14 protein-coding genes are annotated in these 13661 nt (G+C 57.9%); 7 read left to right on the forward strand and 7 right to left on the reverse strand.

The genetic code is table 11. The annotated features are described in order from the left end of the window. Positions 1–29 precede the first annotated feature (29 nt). Together KCG88_RS03010 and KCG88_RS03015 are read left to right on the forward strand one after the other, a co-directional pair. Positions 30–1007 (forward strand): carbon-nitrogen hydrolase family protein, encoded by a 978-nt coding sequence (locus KCG88_RS03010; RefSeq protein WP_053152175.1) that lies wholly within the window; start codon positions 30–32, stop codon positions 1005–1007. A gap of 67 nt (positions 1008–1074) precedes the next feature. Beyond that, a complete protein-coding gene (locus KCG88_RS03015; RefSeq protein ID WP_011061741.1) occupies positions 1075–1458 on the forward strand; it encodes a hypothetical protein in 384 nt (127 codons plus the stop codon). A 145-nt stretch (positions 1459–1603) separates the two neighbouring features. Here KCG88_RS03015 and KCG88_RS03020 read toward each other — a convergent pair whose 3' ends face one another. Both KCG88_RS03020 and KCG88_RS03025 read right to left on the reverse strand, forming a co-directional pair. After that, the gene (locus KCG88_RS03020) at positions 1604–2566 is read right to left on the reverse strand and encodes a bifunctional GNAT family N-acetyltransferase/nucleoside diphosphate kinase regulator (RefSeq protein ID WP_080966966.1); all 963 of its coding nucleotides are present in this window, start codon (positions 2564–2566) and stop codon (positions 1604–1606) included. A gap of 168 nt (positions 2567–2734) precedes the next feature. Beyond that, positions 2735–3337 (reverse strand): hypothetical protein, encoded by a 603-nt coding sequence (locus tag KCG88_RS03025; protein ID WP_246882542.1) that lies wholly within the window; start codon positions 3335–3337, stop codon positions 2735–2737. A gap of 287 nt (positions 3338–3624) precedes the next feature. Here KCG88_RS03025 and KCG88_RS03030 point away from each other — a divergent pair, with 287 nt between their 5' ends. Beyond that, positions 3625–3984 carry a hypothetical protein gene (locus KCG88_RS03030; RefSeq protein WP_210711721.1) on the forward strand — a complete coding sequence of 120 codons (360 nt, stop codon included), beginning with the start codon at positions 3625–3627 and terminating at the stop codon, positions 3982–3984. 273 nt (positions 3985–4257) lie between these two features. On the opposite strand, the gene KCG88_RS03035 is transcribed toward KCG88_RS03030, so the two are convergent. Further along, positions 4258–5088, reverse strand: a complete 831-nt coding sequence (locus tag KCG88_RS03035; protein WP_003829125.1) for an alpha/beta hydrolase — start codon at positions 5086–5088, stop codon at positions 4258–4260. Between the two features lie 235 nt (positions 5089–5323). On the opposite strand from KCG88_RS03035, the gene KCG88_RS03040 reads away from it, so the two are divergent. Beyond that, complete coding sequence (locus tag KCG88_RS03040) at positions 5324–5803, forward strand: MerR family transcriptional regulator (RefSeq protein WP_019092743.1); 480 nt, start codon at positions 5324–5326, stop codon at positions 5801–5803. A gap of 15 nt (positions 5804–5818) precedes the next feature. Here KCG88_RS03040 and KCG88_RS03045 read toward each other — a convergent pair whose 3' ends face one another. Both KCG88_RS03045 and KCG88_RS03050 read right to left on the reverse strand, forming a co-directional pair. After that, on the reverse strand, positions 5819–6823 hold the full coding sequence (locus KCG88_RS03045) for an acetoacetate decarboxylase (ADC) (protein ID WP_210712129.1): 1005 nt from the start codon (positions 6821–6823) through the stop codon (positions 5819–5821). Between the two features lie 10 nt (positions 6824–6833). Next, positions 6834–7664 (reverse strand): type 1 glutamine amidotransferase domain-containing protein, encoded by an 831-nt coding sequence (locus tag KCG88_RS03050; RefSeq protein WP_047287240.1) that lies wholly within the window; start codon positions 7662–7664, stop codon positions 6834–6836. Positions 7665–7858: 194 nt separating this feature from the next. On the opposite strand from KCG88_RS03050, the gene KCG88_RS03055 reads away from it, so the two are divergent. Both KCG88_RS03055 and KCG88_RS03060 read left to right on the forward strand, forming a co-directional pair. Beyond that, the gene (locus KCG88_RS03055) at positions 7859–8938 is read left to right on the forward strand and encodes a saccharopine dehydrogenase NADP-binding domain-containing protein (RefSeq protein ID WP_210711722.1); all 1080 of its coding nucleotides are present in this window, start codon (positions 7859–7861) and stop codon (positions 8936–8938) included. A gap of 89 nt (positions 8939–9027) precedes the next feature. Then, positions 9028–10260, forward strand: coding sequence for an NADH:flavin oxidoreductase/NADH oxidase family protein (locus KCG88_RS03060; protein ID WP_047287237.1), 1233 nt, complete (start codon positions 9028–9030; stop codon positions 10258–10260). Positions 10261–10287: 27 nt separating this feature from the next. Here KCG88_RS03060 and KCG88_RS03065 read toward each other — a convergent pair whose 3' ends face one another. Together KCG88_RS03065 and KCG88_RS03070 are read right to left on the reverse strand one after the other, a co-directional pair. Continuing rightward, positions 10288–10668, reverse strand: coding sequence for a hypothetical protein (locus KCG88_RS03065; RefSeq protein ID WP_210711723.1), 381 nt, complete (start codon positions 10666–10668; stop codon positions 10288–10290). A 153-nt stretch (positions 10669–10821) separates the two neighbouring features. Then, complete coding sequence (locus tag KCG88_RS03070; protein WP_210711724.1) at positions 10822–11865, reverse strand: hypothetical protein; 1044 nt, start codon at positions 11863–11865, stop codon at positions 10822–10824. Between the two features lie 328 nt (positions 11866–12193). On the opposite strand from KCG88_RS03070, the gene KCG88_RS03075 reads away from it, so the two are divergent. After that, complete coding sequence (locus KCG88_RS03075) at positions 12194–13648, forward strand: DUF1254 domain-containing protein (RefSeq protein ID WP_210711725.1); 1455 nt, start codon at positions 12194–12196, stop codon at positions 13646–13648. Positions 13649–13661: the final 13 nt, after the last annotated feature.

Here is a 13661-nt window from a genome sequence, read left to right on the forward strand (position 1 = left end):
ATAAACGACCATCAGAAAAAGGTTTTTAGATGATCAGCAAATGCGAAAAAACAGTCGCTATTGTGCAAATGCCTGCGGCTCTTCTTGATCGAGCCGAATCGATGCGCCTGGCAGCCGAACATATCAAGAGTGCTGCGCTCAAGGAGGCGCAACTCGTGGTATTCCCGGAAACGTGGTTGAGCTGTTACCCCGCATGGATATTTGGAATGGCGGGCTGGGACGATGCGCAAGCCAAGTTCTGGTACGCCAAGCTACTGGCGGACAGCCCGGTTATTGGCCAGCCTGACGACATGGACGATGACCTTGCGGTGCTTCGCGAGGCTGCGCGTGTTAACGCAGTCACCGTGGTGATGGGTATGAACGAGCGCTCCCGGCGCCACGGCGGCTCGCTCTACAACTCTCTAGTCACTATTGGCCCGGAGGGGACCATTTTGAATGTGCACCGCAAACTGACGCCGACCCACACCGAACGCACGGTATGGGCCAACGGAGATGCCGCAGGTCTACGGGTGGTCGATACCGCGGTTGGTCGCGTGGGAGGGCTGGTGTGCTGGGAGCACTGGCACCCGCTGGCGCGCCAGGCCCTGCATGCACAAGACGAGCAGATTCATGTGGCGGCATGGCCGGACATGACGGAAATGCACCATGTTGCTGCCCGCTCCTATGCCTTCGAAGGGCGCTGTTTTGTGCTTTGCGCTGGCCAGTACCTGAACGTTGCTGATGTGCCAGCCGAGTTACTGACGGCTTACCGCCTTGGGGTTGGCGGCAACGGACTGGAGGAGCGTTTACTGTTCAATGGTGGATCTGGTGTGGTCGCTCCAGATGGTTCCTGGGTGACGGCACCGCTCTTTGGGGAACCTGGAATTGTCCTGGCAACCATCGACCTTGCGCAGATCGATGCCCAGCACCATGACCTCGATGTGGCAGGTCATTACTTGCGCCCGGATGTCTTCGAGCTCTCGATTGATCGACGCGTACGTACCGGTTTAACGCTGCGCGACGACTGAATATCTCCTCAACCCTATATTCCGGGTGGCCGTGCATAGGCCGGCCCGGAATCATCAAGGCTAACTCATGGTTCATGTACTTTTGGCTACAGCGCTCTTATCCATCATGTTGGGTGCGCTCTCCGGCTTTGCCGTTCTGGCTTCCGTCGACTACCCAGCCAAGCTCCGTGCCCTAGGTGTGGTCAACCCGATGCGCGTGCGGCAGGCGCATCTGGACTGGATCATCATGGGGACGGTGATGGCGGTCACCGCGCTTGCCAATCCTCAGCTTCCCGACTGGGTCGTTGCGTTGGTGATGTTTGGTGGCGTGGTCAATCCGCTGACGTTTGTGCCCATGGCGTTCTCCACTACGGTGGAGACCACCAAGGCATTTCAATGGGTGTCTTTTGTGTCGTTTGTTTCGTTGAGTGTGGGACTGATCGCCGCGGCGGCTTATTTTATCTTTGGTTGAGTCATCAACACCGATAGCCGGCTAGACCTGTTCTACCGCCTCCTGCATTTGACCAAATCAGCGGGCCGCTCAAGCACGAAAAGCGCGGCACTCTCCTTTGGGGAATCCTCGCGCTTGATGGCCGAACACTAAGCAAAGGGCGCACTTACAGGTGGAAATCCCCCGCAGCCTCCGGCTGGTAAAGCACTTTCCTGATTTCAATCCGGCGGGTGCGATCAGAGATTCGCCAGTCGATGGCGTCCCCCTCCTGATAGCCAAGGATGGCGGCGCCTATATCGGAATACACCGAATGCTTCCCTGCGGTGCTGTCCGCGTCTTCTGGGTAGACCAAGGCCACTTCGATCTCTTCGTCGTCCAGTTGCAGCAAGGCCCTGGAGTTCATCGTGATGACGTTGCGCGCCACCTGCTGGGGCTTGACGACAATGGCTCGCTCAAGCTCATGTTCGAGTTCAACAATCGTCGGGCCTTGCTCGAACACGATCAGGCTCTCGAGCCTGGCCTTGTCGATTTCAGTGATGTAGATCTCAGTGGAGTCGACAACGGTACCTTTGCGCAAGAAGTGGAGATAGCGCTCGGCCGTCATGGAAAATGATTTCAATGTCGGCGTTTCGCTTTCAAGCACAAAGCCACTGCGCTGAAAGGCTTTCAGCGAGCGCGTGTTGTCCGGGTGGATCTTGGCGATGAGCTTCTCGGCCCGCATGTCGAGGAAGGCCAGTTTCATGCCTTCGCGGATGGTGCGGGCGCCCAGGTTCCGGCCCCATTTGTCGCTGTCTCCGATGACCAGGACTATCTCGCAATTGGCGCCGGTCTTGACCAGACGGACAAAGCCCACCGGGGCGTCATGCCGGTCATAGGCCATGAAGAACCGGCCGTCCCGGTTGAATAGATGGGTCAGGATCGGCAATTGAGTCCGATCGATGACTTGTTCGATGGAGCGGGAGACATGACGCGAATCGCTCAAATAGCAGGTAACGCGCTCATCCTCCAACCAATCCATCAATGTCAGCGCGTGTGCCCGAGTGATTTCAGGGCACAGTGTAATGAAAGGCTTGTTCATCTTGACCACACTTATCTGTAAAGAATGGAAGCCTTTCATGGCTATGGTCATGACGGTTCTTCGGCAACCGCGCATTTTAAGATATAAGGCGAAGAATGGCGAACATCCCGGCGCGTTCGAGGAAACCATCGTTCTGCCCCAGGAACCGATCCAGAGATTCGCCGCACGTTGCTCCATCAAATGTATGTGGATGTCCTGGCATGATCGGGCGTAACAGTTTCAGTGCTTTGGATCATGTGCCCGAACCCGCTTTTGGGGCGGTTTCGAGAGTTTCGGGCCGCCAAGGCCCGTCTGGCGGCGTTTCAGCGCAGTGAGTCTAAAGATGCCTGGCCGGGCCAATCTATTCGTGAAACGTTTATTTTCCGTTGGCTGCAATAAAATCTTGAAAGCTTTTAATAAAGGCTTTTCTTGTGCCAGGTAGTATTTTTTTAGAGCCAGAAAATAAAGATAGACAGGTGTCGCGTCCCCAGTGCCTTCCTCTATCCAGCACTCTTCTGTTGCAAAGCAAAAAAGTACGCAGCGAATGAGGTTCGCAAAGTCTTCATCTGATTTACGGTGCTGTTGCTCTACCGTCCAGAGTTCTAGTACAAGACTTTTCCAGAGATTCTCATCGCTTTCTATAGATTCTCGCTGGATGCTTTTTTCGATATATGGAATCAGCACTTTCAACTTAGGGGCGGAAACGCTAGCCAGTACACCGCCGTCGATCAGGCTGAGCAAATAGCGTGCGTACTGACGTGTTATTTCACTGAAAGGCACGCTCACTTCAAGTAACGCCTGTTCAAGGTAATCGAACTCTTGAACCTCCAGGCTATCAATCATCATAAAATTCCATCTTTTACTCTTGTGGTGCAGCAGCAATCGGCCCAAAGCGGTCAGTGCAGATTCAGGTAGGGGTTCGAATTCCTATTCTCGCTACCCAGGTTGCATTGTGCGAGCTGTTTGTTGGGGGGGCGAGGCCCTGGGCTGGTAAGCACATAGCTAAGAGCAATTACTCATCACAGATGGCAATGACCCGCAGATGGCCGCCCCTGTGCATCGTGCAGCTCGGGCACCGTCGATGTTGGTTAGAATGGCGTGTTGAAGTCTACTGCTCGCAAGGAAACCCAATGAGCACTGAAAAGCCAGAGCCTTTGCTCGTTCTTCAAAGGTTTTTAGATAATGTTTATGTGAAGGCTTCGAAAAGCCAGAGTGGTTTACTCAAAAGAAATCATGGCCACTACACATACGCGAATGGAATACTCTTCGTCTACCTGACGATCTTCCCTGAAGAGGTTGAGCTTGTTTTTGAAAGCAAGCAGGTAGGTAACGGGGTTTTTAGTATTGTTTTGGATATGTGCATGTCCAGTGGAGAAGTACTGGCTGGCAACCTGCTGTCTCTGAATGGGAGATGCGAGGAGATCAGCACGGCATTGGCCTCGCAAGAAGACTGGGTGTTGGCCCTATTGTTAAAGTACTTGGGCAACTGAGTCTTTTTCCAGAGCGTGGACACCGCAGGTGTTCCGGTTTGCCGGTTTGCGTGCGCCGAGTTTATGCAGTGACCGCTTCTGGCTGTGGATTCAGCCGGTCGATGCAATAGATTGGCTAAATCGTTCTGCGGGGTTTTTTAGTCTCGTGTTTTCCGAGGCGGCTATTTTGCCGCCTTGCAACTTCATTGAGCGTACCTTGCGGGCGATGGCGGCGACTCAGTCTTTGCCCCGGCTTTAAGCCAGCAAGGGCGGGTCTTTACCCGCCCCAGTGGTTTAGCTCCGCACGAACGCCAGTAGATCAGCGTTAATGGTATCGGCGTTAGTTGTCGGCATTCCATGGGGGAAACCGGGGTAGATTTTCAGGATGCTGTTTTGCAGAAGTCTGGCAGACAGAACTCCGGCATTTTCATAGGGCACGATCTGGTCATCATCCCCGTGCATCACCAGTACGGGGATCTTGATGCTCTTCAAATCCTCGGTGAAGTCGGTCTGAGAAAACGCCACGATCCCGTCATAGTGTGCCTTGGCACAGCCCATCATGCCTTGTCGCCACCAGTTCCACACGATGCCCTCGGACGGTTTCGCACCTGGGCGGTTGTAGCCGTAAAAAGGTCCTGCCGGAACGTCGTAATAGAACTGTGCACGGTTGGCTTTCAGTTGGCTCTGCAGGTCGTCGAAAACCGATTTCGGCAAACCGCCAGGATTGTTCGCAGCCTGAACCATCAGCGGCGGCACGGCGCTGATGATGGCGGCCTTCGACACCCGGTCTTCACCGTGGCGCGCGATGTAATGGATGACCTCACCCCCGCCTGTGGAATGCCCGACATGGACGGCGCCTTGTACGCCGAGGTGATCGACCACGGCGGCAACGTCGTCGGCATAGTGATCCATGTCGTGGCCATCCCAGACCTGGCTGGAGCGCCCATGCCCCCGTCGGTCGTGGGCAACGACCCGATAGCCGTGGTCCAGGAAAAAGAGCATCTGCGCGTCCCAATCGTCTGCGCTGAGCGGCCATCCATGATGGAAAAAGATGACCTGAGCATCACGTGGTCCCCAGTCCTTGTAAAAGATTTCAACACCGTCCCGCGTAGTGACGTATCCCATGTTCGTATCTCCTGAGTGAAGGTATGACCTCGACCGATTAGAGATTCGGCCTTGGCCCTGATGAACGAAGTGCAGCCCATTGGATAGGTGTTGCACAGGCTGTGTTTCTCGATTGATCTGCATCTACCCATGAGCCCATGACGGCGGAGCAATGCATTGAACTTGAGCCGCTTGGCCGCCTTATGACTTTAGGTTTAAAGTCAACTTCAAGGTCAACCGTTTTTATGGGTGAGATATGAGAATTGGTGAATTGGCGAAAATCAGCGGATTGGCGCCTTCTCGCATCCGCTTTTATGAGGCCAGTGGCCTGATCAAATCGGTCGAGCGCAAGGCAAATGGATATCGCGATTACGCACCGGATACCGAATGGGTTCTCGAGATCATTACCGGCGCCCAGGCAGCGGGCTTTTCGTTGGATGAAATTCGCCAGTTGATGCCGATGAATGCCAGTGGCTGGCAACACGATCAGTTGCTGGGTGGCCTCAAGCAAAAGGTCGAGGAAATTGAAGTCCTGCAGCAGCGGCTGGCCCAGAACAAGGAGCAACTGCTGCTGGTCATCAAGGGCATCGAGGGCAAACCCGAGGGCATGGCGTGTGCGGACAATGCGCAAATGCTGATCAATCGTTTGCGCGAAGAGGGCGTGGCGCCTGCTTCGGGCAAGCGTGCGGCAGGGGCCGCCAGGAAGAGAACCACCCGCCAGGCCTACGGGGCCTGACGGGCGTCCCGGCTCTCAGCGCTCGCCAACCAGCGTAGCGAGGGGGTTTGGCGCATAGAGTGCGCCCTGGAACTGCGGTACATATTCGTACTTCAGCAGTTTCCCCAGCTTCAAGGTGCGGATGTAGTTCGAGAGGCTGCCGTCACCCAATGTGAGGATGGCCGCATCGGCGTCCCGGCTGGTGCCGTGGCTGAGCTGGCGGGAAACAGCGTACCCGTAGGCCAGTTGGCCCTGGTGATCGAGGTTGGTGAAACTGTTGGTGATGATTTCGACACTGCGGGATAACTTCTCGAGCTTTTTCGCGGTGAAGGAGATGTCCAGCTTGCCGGTCTGGCTGTCGGTGATGTCATAGACCACCGATTGCGCATTCTCTTTGCGGTCGATGCCGGTCAGCCACTTCGGCAGGTTGTAACCGACGACACCGCGCACCCGTGCCAACTCTGTATTGACCGGCAACTTGAGCACGTAACCCCAGAAGTCTCCCGAGATCGACTGACCAATCAATGTGAGTGGACCCAGGTTGGCTTTGCCGGGTCTGTTGGTGATGATCGACACGGCCACCTCGTTGTAGGCGTCGTTATCGCAGTGCTCGTAGGTATAGGCGGTGAACGCGATCAGCCCACGCCCCGGCCAGATTTGCAGCGGTTGCACCGTTGCTGCCAGTTCGGGCGGCATCAGCGCCCGGAGCCGGTTAAGGTCAGCCGTATAGACAGCCGTAACCCGGCTGTTCTGGTAGTAGAAGTTGGGCGAAAACGACTCGAAGCCAATCTCGACCTTGTTCTTTTCCAGGCTCTTGAACCAGCTCAGATCAACGCCTGGTAGTTCGGCGGCGATCACCGATAGCGGGGGGTTGGAACGAAAACGGTCGTAGAGGCCGCCTTTGACGACGGGTACCTGATGGCCGGCGATATCGATGGAGGTGGTGTCGGTCGGACTGGGCATTTCAGGCGTCTCCGCCAACGCTGCGTTGGCAAATGGGTTGAACAGCAATGCTGTCGAAAGCTGGGTTGCGAGTTTCAGTCGCTCTTTTTCAAGGGGCCGGGATCGACCCTGGGGGGCAGCGAGTTACGTCGCTCGCGCAGAGCGCGGCGGTCACGGCTTCAGCTACGGCCCTGGGCGATTGCGGGTTCTGGCCGGTCACCAGCCTTCCATCAGTCAGGGCAAATGAAGTGAACGGTAGCCAGCCCTTGTGGTAACGCGCGCCCTGGCTCACGAGCCGGTCCTCGAGGAAGAAGGGCACCTGGCTTTTCATTCCCGATAGCCACTCTTCGCGATCAGAGAATCCGGTGATGTTTCTGCCTTTGATGATCAAGTGGCCCTGGTCATCTTTCAGATCCAGGAGACCCGCTACGCCATGGCACACGGCTGAGACGATGCCACCCTGGTTGTAGATGGTTTCGGCCACGCGCCGCAGATCTGGGTTGTTGGGAAAATCCCACATGACCCCGTGGCCCCCGGTGAAATAAATGGCGCTGAAGCGGGAAGGGTCCACATCAGCGATCGACAGGGTGTTCTGCAGCCGAGCGCGAAAGGTAGCGGACTGCAAATGCTGCCGGGCGGCCTTGTCCATGTACAACCACCCCAGGCTCCGCTCGTCCAGAGGCACCGCGCCCCCTTTGGGGCTGGCAAATACTGTGGTGTAGCCGGCAGCTTCCACCACATCGGTGAAATGTGTCAGCTCCGTCAGCCACAACCCGGTGGTGTCGCTGCGTGAGGGATAGCTGGCGTGGTTGGTCATGATCACCAGTATCTGGCGCTCCCTGGAACCTGCCATCGAGGAGTTCGGCTGAGCATTTGCACTTGTCATGAAAGCACCACCTATCAATATCAATACACAGGAAACAAGGAGCTTGATCATCATTGCGGCTTCATCAGGCGAGCAGTTCGGCGCATGCTCACCTTAAACCTGGCTTTAAGGTCAACCCCGCGATGGCAAATAATTTCCGCGGATGCGCTCGTACTTCTGCTTGACCCTCAACCTGACTTTAACGCTAGCGTCTGATGCGCAAGGGGCAAGGCAATAATGCTTGTTATCAATTCTGTCAGGAGCAACGCATGAGTCAGCAAGACAACCTGGATGCGCAGATGAAGTGGATGATCTATGGCGCCAATGGCTATACCGGCGAGTTGATCGCTCGTGATGCCGTCAAGCATGGGCTCAGGCCGGTGCTGGCCGGGCGCAATCGCGACAAGGTCGAAGCCCTGGCCCGGGAGCTGGGCCTTGAAGCCCGGGTGTTCGGGCTCGATGACGACGCGCGCTTGCTTGCGCAGGTCAAGGGGCTTGGATTGGTACTGCATTGCGCGGGGCCGTTTTCAGCCACCGCGGCACCGATGATCGAAGCCTGCCTGAGGGCCAGTGCGCACTACCTGGACATTACCGGCGAGATCGCCGTATTCGAACATGCCCAATCCCTGAATGAGCGGGCGCGAGCCGCGGGGGTGGTCATTTGCCCCGGCGTCGGCTTCGACGTAGTTCCGACCGATTGTGTCGCCGCCGCACTGAAAGAGGCGCTGCCGGATGCCACGCACCTGGCATTGGGCTTCGATTCCCGTTCCAGCTTTTCACCCGGTACTGCCAAGACCTCCGTCGAAGGCATGGCGCAGGGCGGCAAGGTTCGTCGTGACGGCAAGATCGTCTCGGTGCCGCTGGCGTATCGGGTACGGCGTATCGACTTCGGCGCCGGTGAGAAACTGTCGATGACGATTCCCTGGGGCGATGTCTCGACGGCCTATCACACCACCGGCATTCCCAATATCGAGGTGTTCATACCGGGTTCTGCCGGCATGATCCGCGGTGCCAGATTCGCCAACCTCATCCGCCCGTTGCTGGGGTGGCCCTGGGTACAGAGGCTGCTCAAGGAGCGCATCGGCAAGACAGTGGTCGGCCCGGACGAGCAAAAGCGTGCCGACCAAGGCACCTATGTGTGGGGCGAGGCGCGTAACGCTCGGGGTGATCGCAAGGTCGCGCGGGTACATACCACCAACGTCTACAGCCTGACGATTCATGCCGCCTTGAGTGTGGTCGGTCATCTGTTGCAGGTGCGTCCGACGGGCGGTGCCTACACGCCCGCCAAGCTGTTGGGGGCTGCTCTGGTGACCAAGCTGCCCGGCTCGGGCGCCTTGAACATCGAGTAAAGATTCTTGGGTGAAGTTGCAAAAAGGCTATTGACCTTAAAGTTCACTTCAATCTTAAGGTGGCTCCATCTCCACTGAGGGCTACCCCTATGAATGTGTTCGATACCCTGATGCTTCCCAACGGTTCGACCATCAAGAACCGTATCGCCAAGGCCGCCATGGAAGAAAACATGGCCGATGCCGACCAGGCACCTTCCGAAGAACTGATGCGCCTGTATCAGGCCTGGGCCGAGGGTGGCGCGGGCCTGATCATCACCGGCAACGTGATGGTCGATGGCCGCGCCATGACCGGGCCCGGCGGTGTGGTGCTGGAAAATGAGCAGCAACTGGACAAGTTCAAGCGCTGGGCGCGGATTGGCCGCTCCGGCGGCGCGCAGTTCTGGTTGCAGATCAACCACCCTGGCCGCCAGATGCAGGCAAACCTCGGGCAGAAAACCTGGGCTCCCTCGGCCATACCGCTGGACCTGGGCAAGATGTCCAAACGTTTCGCAACCCCTCACGCGATGACTGCGAGTGTGATCGATGATGTCATCCAGCGTTTCGCCCGTACTGCACGTCTGGGTGAGCAGGCCGGGTTCACGGGTGTGGAGATCCACGCCGCACACGGCTATCTGTTGAGTCAGTTCCTCTCGCCCCTGACCAATCAAAGAACCGATGAATGGGGCGGCTCCCTGGAAAACCGTGCGCGCCTGCTGCTGGAAATCGTCAAGGCGGTTCGGTCGGTGGTGTCTGCCGATTTTGCGGTGGCGGTCAAACTCAACTCCGCCGATTTTCAACGGGGAGGCTTCACCGCCGACGACGCCCGGAAGGTGGTTGAGTTGCTCAACGAGCTGGGGGTGGATCTGGTGGAGTTGTCAGGCGGCAGCTACGAGGCGCCGGCCATGCAGGGCGAAGCCCGTGACGGTCGTACCCTGGCGCGCGAGGCCTATTTCGTTGAATTTGCGCGTGATATCCGCACCGTCGCCAGGATGCCGGTCATGGTCACCGGGGGAGTGCGCCGGCGTCCGATCGCTGAAATGGTCGTCCAGAGTGGCGTGGACATGGTGGGGATCGGCACGGCGTTGGCCATCGATCCGCACCTGCCCCGTGATTGGCTGCTGGGCAAAGACACTACGCCGCAACTGCCGCCAATCACCTGGAAAAACAAGGCCATTGCGGCCTTGGCCAATATGGCGGTGGTCAAGTATCAACTACGCAAACTCAGCCGCGCCAAAAAAACCGATCCGAGCGTGTCGCCGTTGCGTGCGTTGGTCCTGCAACAATTGGCCATGGCATTTCGCACCCGCCAATATCGACGTTGGGTAGAGAAGCGTTCGATGTGAGTCGATACCTCGCAAGCCCAGCGCTCATTATTTGGGCGAGAAAGTCACCTTGACCGGATTGTCGTGTTGGTAGGTTGCCGATGATGGCCCGTAGTCGAGGTTGAAGCCTGGCAGCCAGGCCCTGAGTTCAGTATCTGAAATCCATTCGAGCTGGAGCTCGCTTGCGGCCGCATTGGCGTCGAACTGAGCCAAGGCTTGCACCGCAGATTGGCAGGCTGCCGATACGCCGGATTCCAGTACCGAGACTTGGAGCTTCTCGCTCCATGTGATGGATCCGCTTTGCGGGCACTGGCGTACTTGCACGTGATACTTCCCGCTGGGTGAAGGCAGGTCGGAGACAATTTTGTTGGGGCCGCATGCGGCCAGCAAGGCAGACAAGAAAATCAGGGCGGGGATAGCTTTATTCATCGCAGCATTCCAATTGCCAGGAAGGGGAAGTGGGCAGTCGGCCCCATCGGGGGGGCAGGGCCTGCGCTGGGGACGTGCCGAATTCAGGCAACAGGACCCCGAGCCCATGCTCAATACGGTATTCGATGAGGCGCCCATACCCCCGGGCTTGTCTTACTTGGCCAGTGACAACGGCACGCCCCAGATGGGATCTTCCATGCCTTGCTTGCCCAGCGGCGTGATTTGCAGGGGCTGGAGCCTGGACAGCAACTGCCGGTGCTTCTCGCTCAGGTTGCGCTGCTCAATGAGATTCTGCGTAAAGCTCATGGGCGCCGGCCAGGTGTAGACGGTCAGGTTGTCGAGGGGGCACTCGATTTTCTTAGGATCGGTCGCCCGGCACTTCGACTGCTGGTATTTGTAGCCAGGGGTCTTCAGGTGCATGCGTGGGGCCAGCAGCAATTGGCCGCCCTGGACAGTGAAGCTGGCAAGCGCCTTGTCGACCGGTAGGCGCGCCTGGACCTTGATCGCGGGAACGTCGCGAGAATCGGTCTGTTGGTAATAGCCGCCCGGGGAGAGCGCCGTCGTCTGGGTATATTGCTGTTCGCCCCAGCTCACGCAGGCACCCGAAGCCCTGAGCACGGCGGTACAGACAGCTTCGGTCTTGGTCTCGCTGCCATAGGTCGCGTCCTTCCAGACCTCTTCCCTGTAGTACTCGCGGTACAGCTCGGGGGAGAGGTAGGCGGTCCCGTTGGCGCCATGGCCCGAACCGGGTGGGCCGCTGCGGGCACCGATCTGGTCGAGCAAGCCGTGGATCTGGTAGTCGTCGCCGCCGGTCAGCAAGTATTTGCCCGGTGGCAGGATGTGCACCTCGAAGGCCTTGAACAGGTAGGTTTCGCCAGGCGGCCTCTGCAGCGCGTTGGTCTGGAACTTGCGGCCGAAGGTCACCTTCGGATCCTTCTCGTATTCCCAGATCACCGTCGGCGTCCATTGGGTCATGGTCAGCGCATCGCTCAGCGACTTGTGCGGCATCACATCCGCCACCAGTACCACCGTCATGTTCGCCTTGAGGGCTGCGTCCACCTGGTCCAACAGTTGCGCGTAGCGCGGATCGTCCATGCTGCCGTAGGCACCCGAATCGAGATCGGAGACGCAGCCGGAGAGGGAAAGAGCGAGGAGTACCGCGGCGGGTAGGGCAGAGCGCGGCCGGAACAGACTCATGTATCAATCCTTGATAGGCGTTGGCAGGGGGTGTTGAACAGCGATCTTAATGGTTTGAGGGGAGAGCGCAATATTTTGGAGGGGCAGTGCGATGGCATGCGCGAAGAGCAAGAATACGATGTGATTCACCTCACATATTGAACTCTGAACGCTGTGCGAATTCGACTTCGCAAGCCCATAACCACCTGCTTAGGCAGGGGCAGGGAGGGGGCGAATTGCTGTCCGTCTCTCTGGCAGAACTCGGATCCTCTGCTAGTTTCTCAACGATCAATCTTGCCGCAAAAGATCCGCTCGCCAAAAAAAAACACTCAAGCAAGGAAGCTGCCGCATGAAGAAAGCCCCCGTATTCATCAGCGGCTTGATTGCTACGTCAGTGATGGTCGCCGCGATGCTTGTGCAGGCGCAAACCTCGCCGATGGCGCAGGTTTCCGGGCCTGAAGCCGATGTAAAGGTAACGCAAACCTACGTACGGATGATGGCGCGGGAAGCGTATTTCTGGGGTTGGCCGATGGCCAATATCTTCAACCGTCGGCAGAAGTTCAAGGACCTGCCGGAGCCGGGACTGATGGGCGGTATCGTGCCCGTAGCACCGATCAACCATCTGTCGATGCTCACCGATTACATTTCCTCTGGCGAACGGCTGGTGGCCTGCCCCAACCAGGATGTGGTCTACGGGGCGGGCAGCATTGCCCTGGATATCGAGCCTGTGGTGATTCAGGTGCCGGACTTCGGCGACCGTTTCTGGGTGTATCAACTGGTGGACCTGCGCTCCGACAGCTTCGCCGAACTGGGCAAGATGTACGGTACCAAGCCGGGTTTCTATCTGCTGGTGGGGCCGGACTGGAACGGCAAGGTACCGGAAGGCATTGCCCAGGTGTTTCGCTCAAAGACCAACACCGGTTTCGTGATCCCGCGGGTATTCCAGGACGACACTGCCGAAGATCGCAAAGCCATTCAGCCCTATCTGTCAGGCATCGACATGTACCCGCTGTCCAAGTACGACGGCAAACTCAAGCAGCGTGACTGGAGCAAGTCGCCGAAATTCCCAGCCGAGGCGTCGGGAGACGAGGAGACACGCTGGGTGCTCCCGGAAAAGTTCTTTGATGAACTGTCGGCGATTCTCAAGGACGCCAAGCCGCTACCGGGTGAGGAGGCCCGCTATGCGCAATTGGCGGTGCTGGCGCAAATCGCCCAGCGCGACCCCGAGCTGAAAAAAGCCATGATCGACGAAGCGCAAAAGGCGGACAGCGAGGTGGTCAAGCCGCTGTTGCAGTTCCGCAACTACGGCCAGCAATTGCCGCACCATTGGAGCACCATCAGCAACGGTGCGGCGTTTGGTACCGATTATTTCCTGCGCACGGCAGTCGCCCGGTCGAACATTTTCGTCAACAAGCAGATCGAGACCAAGTATTTCTACCAGGACCTGGATGAGTCCGGTATTCGGCTCAATGGCGCCCAGCGCTACAGCGTGACCTTCCCCAAGGGGGCGCTGCCGCCGGTCAAGGGCTTCTGGTCGTTGACGCTGTACAACCAACAGCATTTCTTCGCCGAAAACCCGTTGGGGCGCTATTCCCTCGGCACCAAGAACAAATCGCTCAAGCGCAATGCCGATGGCTCGCTGACACTCTATATGCAGAGCGACTCGCCGGGCGCGGACAAGGAAAGCAACTGGCTCCCCGCGCCCCAGGGCGCCGACTTCTCGCTCTACGTGCGCGCCTACTGGCCGGAAGCCGCTGCGATGAACGGCCAGTGGACACCACCGGCGGTGGTCAAGGTCAACTGAACCGATTTTCCAA

This window comes from Pseudomonas sp. MWU349, from assembly GCF_017947325.1.
In the GTDB taxonomy this organism is placed as follows: domain Bacteria; phylum Pseudomonadota; class Gammaproteobacteria; order Pseudomonadales; family Pseudomonadaceae; genus Aquipseudomonas; species Aquipseudomonas protegens.

What these genes read in the sequence shown, in the direction of transcription:
- KCG88_RS03020 (WP_080966966.1), bottom strand. Translation starts at nt 2,566, where the DNA reads ATGACCATAGCCATGAAAGGCTTCCATTCTTTACAGATAAGTGTGGTC.
- KCG88_RS03070 (WP_210711724.1), bottom strand. Translation starts at nt 11,865, where the DNA reads ATGAGTCTGTTCCGGCCGCGCTCTGCCCTACCCGCCGCGGTACTCCTC.
- KCG88_RS03050 (WP_047287240.1), bottom strand. Translation starts at nt 7,664, where the DNA reads ATGATGATCAAGCTCCTTGTTTCCTGTGTATTGATATTGATAGGTGGT.
- KCG88_RS03030 (WP_210711721.1), top strand. Translation starts at nt 3,625, where the DNA reads ATGAGCACTGAAAAGCCAGAGCCTTTGCTCGTTCTTCAAAGGTTTTTA.
- KCG88_RS03055 (WP_210711722.1), top strand. Translation starts at nt 7,859, where the DNA reads ATGAGTCAGCAAGACAACCTGGATGCGCAGATGAAGTGGATGATCTAT.
- KCG88_RS03010 (WP_053152175.1), top strand. Translation starts at nt 30, where the DNA reads ATGATCAGCAAATGCGAAAAAACAGTCGCTATTGTGCAAATGCCTGCG.
- KCG88_RS03060 (WP_047287237.1), top strand. Translation starts at nt 9,028, where the DNA reads ATGAATGTGTTCGATACCCTGATGCTTCCCAACGGTTCGACCATCAAG.
- KCG88_RS03025 (WP_246882542.1), bottom strand. Translation starts at nt 3,337, where the DNA reads ATGATTGATAGCCTGGAGGTTCAAGAGTTCGATTACCTTGAACAGGCG.
- KCG88_RS03065 (WP_210711723.1), bottom strand. Translation starts at nt 10,668, where the DNA reads ATGAATAAAGCTATCCCCGCCCTGATTTTCTTGTCTGCCTTGCTGGCC.
- KCG88_RS03015 (WP_011061741.1), top strand. Translation starts at nt 1,075, where the DNA reads ATGGTTCATGTACTTTTGGCTACAGCGCTCTTATCCATCATGTTGGGT.
- KCG88_RS03040 (WP_019092743.1), top strand. Translation starts at nt 5,324, where the DNA reads ATGAGAATTGGTGAATTGGCGAAAATCAGCGGATTGGCGCCTTCTCGC.
- KCG88_RS03035 (WP_003829125.1), bottom strand. Translation starts at nt 5,088, where the DNA reads ATGGGATACGTCACTACGCGGGACGGTGTTGAAATCTTTTACAAGGAC.
- KCG88_RS03075 (WP_210711725.1), top strand. Translation starts at nt 12,194, where the DNA reads ATGAAGAAAGCCCCCGTATTCATCAGCGGCTTGATTGCTACGTCAGTG.